Source organism: uncultured Caballeronia sp., assembly GCF_964243625.1.
Lineage (GTDB): Bacteria > Pseudomonadota > Gammaproteobacteria > Burkholderiales > Burkholderiaceae > Caballeronia.
Window position 1 is genome coordinate 1 of record NZ_CAXTGZ010000705.1, and the last position, 2,959, is coordinate 2,959.

Here is a 2,959-nt window from a genome sequence, read left to right on the forward strand (position 1 = left end):
TGCATCGGTGCCGGCGGGGGCAATGCTGACGCTGGCTTTGTCGAAGGGACGGATTTTCGAAGAAACCTTGCCGCTGCTCGCAGCCGCCGGCGTTGAAGTGACTGAAGATCCGGAAACGTCACGCAAGCTGATCTTGCCGACCACGAATCCGAATTTGCGGGTGATCATCGTGCGTGCAACCGATGTCCCCACTTACGTGGAATACGGCGCTGCGGATTTCGGCGTGGCGGGCAAGGACGTGCTGATCGAACACGGCGGCGGCGGGCTGTACCAGCCGGTCGATCTGAACATTGCGCGCTGCCGGATGTCGGTGGCGGTGAAGAACGGTTTCGACTACGAAACCGCCGTGCGGCAAGGTGCGCGGCTGCGCATTGCGACAAAATATGTTGAAGTGGCGCGAGAGCATTTCGCGTCGAAGGGCGTTCACGTCGACTTGATCAAGCTGTATGGATCGATGGAACTCGCGCCGCTGGTCGGACTGGCCGATGCTATTGTCGACCTGGTCAGCTCGGGCAACACGTTGCGCGCGAACGATCTTGTCGAAGTCGAAGAGATCATGGAAATATCGTCGCGTCTGGTCGTGAACCAGGCCGCGCTGAAGTTGAAGCGCGCTGCGTTGAAGCCTTATCTCGATGCGTTCGAACGCGCGTCGGCTAGTGTGTAGGCAAAGCGACGCAGGTCAAGGCAAACAAACGGATACCAGCATCATGTCTATCAAGATTCGCAAACTCGACTCCAGCGCCAACGGTTTTCACACGGCGCTGCACGCGGTGCTCGCGTTCGAGGCGAGCGAGGACGAAGCTATCGAGCGCTCTGTCGCGCAAATTCTCGCTGACGTAAAAAAGCGCGGCGACGAAGCCGTGCTCGACTACACGAACAAGTTCGACCGGCTGAAGGCGGAAAGCGTGGCTTCGCTGGAATTGCCGCAGTCCGAACTCGAGGCGGCGCTCGAAGGGCTCGAGCCGAAACGCCGCGCGGCGCTCGAAGCAGCGGCGGCGCGCGTGCGCGGGTATCACGAGAAGCAGCGAATCGAGTGTGGCAGCCATAGCTGGCAATACACTGAAGCCGACGGCACCATGCTCGGCCAGAAAGTCACGCCGCTGGATCGCGCCGGAATCTACGTGCCGGGCGGCAAGGCGGCGTATCCGTCGTCCGTGCTGATGAATGCGATTCCCGCGCGGGTTGCCGGTGTGAAGGAAATCGTGATGGTCGTGCCCACGCCGGACGGCGTGAAGAATCCGCTGGTGCTGGCGGCGGCGTTGCTGGGTGGCGTGGATCGCGTGTTCACCATCGGCGGCGCGCAGGCAGTTGGCGCGCTCGCGTACGGCACGCAATCCATCCCGGCCGTCGATAAAATCTGCGGCCCCGGCAACGCGTACGTGGCCTCGGCGAAACGGCGCGTGTTCGGCACGGTCGGTATCGACATGATCGCGGGACCGTCGGAAATCCTGATCATCTGCGACGGAACCACGGACCCGCGCTGGGTCGCCATGGATCTCTTCTCGCAAGCCGAGCACGACGAACTCGCGCAATCCATCCTGCTGTGCCCGGACGCCGCGTTCATCCAGCGCGTGGAAGACGCAATCAACGAATTGCTGCCCACGTTGCCGCGTCGCGACGTGATCCAGCGCTCGCTGGAAGATCGCGGCGCGTTGATCAAGGTCGCCGACATGAACGAAGCGTGCGCGATCGCCAACGACATCGCGCCGGAACACCTGGAGATTTCAGCGCTCGATCCGCATCAATGGGGCGCGCTGATCCGTCACGCGGGCGCGATCTTCCTCGGCCGCTACACGAGCGAAAGTCTCGGCGATTACTGCGCGGGACCGAACCACGTTTTGCCGACATCGCGTACGGCGCGGTTCTCATCGCCGCTTGGCGTGTATGACTTCATCAAGCGTTCGAGCGTGATCGAAGTCAGCGCGGAAGGCGCGCAGACGCTCGGGGAAATCGCAGCGGAACTGGCCTACGGGGAGGGCCTGCAGGCGCATGCCCGCAGCGCTGAGTACCGGATGAAAAACACGGCGCAGTAACACTACACTTATAGGAGGCGGCTCAAAAGCCGCCCGGAAGTTCGCAGACCATGACACGACCACAAGACATTCTCCGCCCCGACGTCCTCGCGATGACGTGCTATCCCGTGCCGAATTCCACCGGCCTGGTGAAGCTCGACGCGATGGAAAATCCGTATCGGCTGCCGGCAGAACTCGCGTCCAGACTAGGCGAACGGCTCGCCGATGTCGCGCTGAACCGCTATCCCGAGCCGCGCCCCACCGCGTTGATCGAGAAGATCAAGCGCGTGATGCAGGTTCCCGCTGCGTGCGAAGTCCTGCTCGGCAATGGTTCGGACGAACTGATCAGCATGATGTCGGTTGCGTGCGCGAAGCCCGGAGCCAAGGTGATCGCGCCCGTTCCGGGCTTCGTGATGTATGCAATCTCGGCAAAATTCGCGGGGCTGGACTTCGTCGGCGTGCCTTTGAACGACGACTTCACGCTCGATGCCGACACGCTCATCGCCGCTATCGAAGTGCACAATCCGGCGCTGGTGTATCTCGCGTACCCGAACAATCCCACCGGCACGCTTTACGACGACGCCGATATGGAACGCGTGATCGCGGCGGCATCGGGCAGTCTTGTCGTAATCGATGAAGCCTATCAGCCGTTCGCGCAGCAAAGCTGGCTGCCGCGCGCCGCCGAGTTCGACAACGTGGTGGTCATGCGCACGTTTTCGAAGCTCGGTCTGGCCGGCATCCGCCTCGGTTACCTGGCCGGCAAGGCGTCATGGATCACCGAGTTCGACAAGGTCCGCCCGCCTTACAACATCAACGTGCTGACGCAGGCGGCCGCGGATTTCATGCTGGATCACCTCGATGTGCTCGATGCCCAGGCCGCCGGACTTCGCCTCGAACGCACACGTCTGGAACAGGCCGTCGCAGCGCTCCCCGGCGCGACCGTTTAT

The 2,959-nt window shown here is 62.4% G+C and carries 3 protein-coding genes; all 3 read left to right on the plus strand.

Annotation, left to right across the window (positions count from 1 at the left end):
• Window positions 1-22 precede the first annotated feature (22 nt).
• Window positions 23-664 (plus strand): ATP phosphoribosyltransferase, encoded by a 642-nt coding sequence (gene hisG / locus ACFFAR_RS29610; protein WP_375509058.1) that lies wholly within the window; start codon window positions 23-25, stop codon window positions 662-664.
• A 43-nt stretch (window positions 665-707) separates the two neighbouring features.
• The gene (hisD, locus tag ACFFAR_RS29615; RefSeq protein ID WP_062000994.1) at window positions 708-2,033 is read left to right on the plus strand and encodes a histidinol dehydrogenase; all 1,326 of its coding nucleotides are present in this window, start codon (window positions 708-710) and stop codon (window positions 2,031-2,033) included.
• A gap of 50 nt (window positions 2,034-2,083) precedes the next feature.
• Window positions 2,084-2,959: aminotransferase class I/II-fold pyridoxal phosphate-dependent enzyme (locus tag ACFFAR_RS29620; RefSeq protein ID WP_174365313.1), on the plus strand; the 876-nt coding region annotated here is incomplete at its 3' end.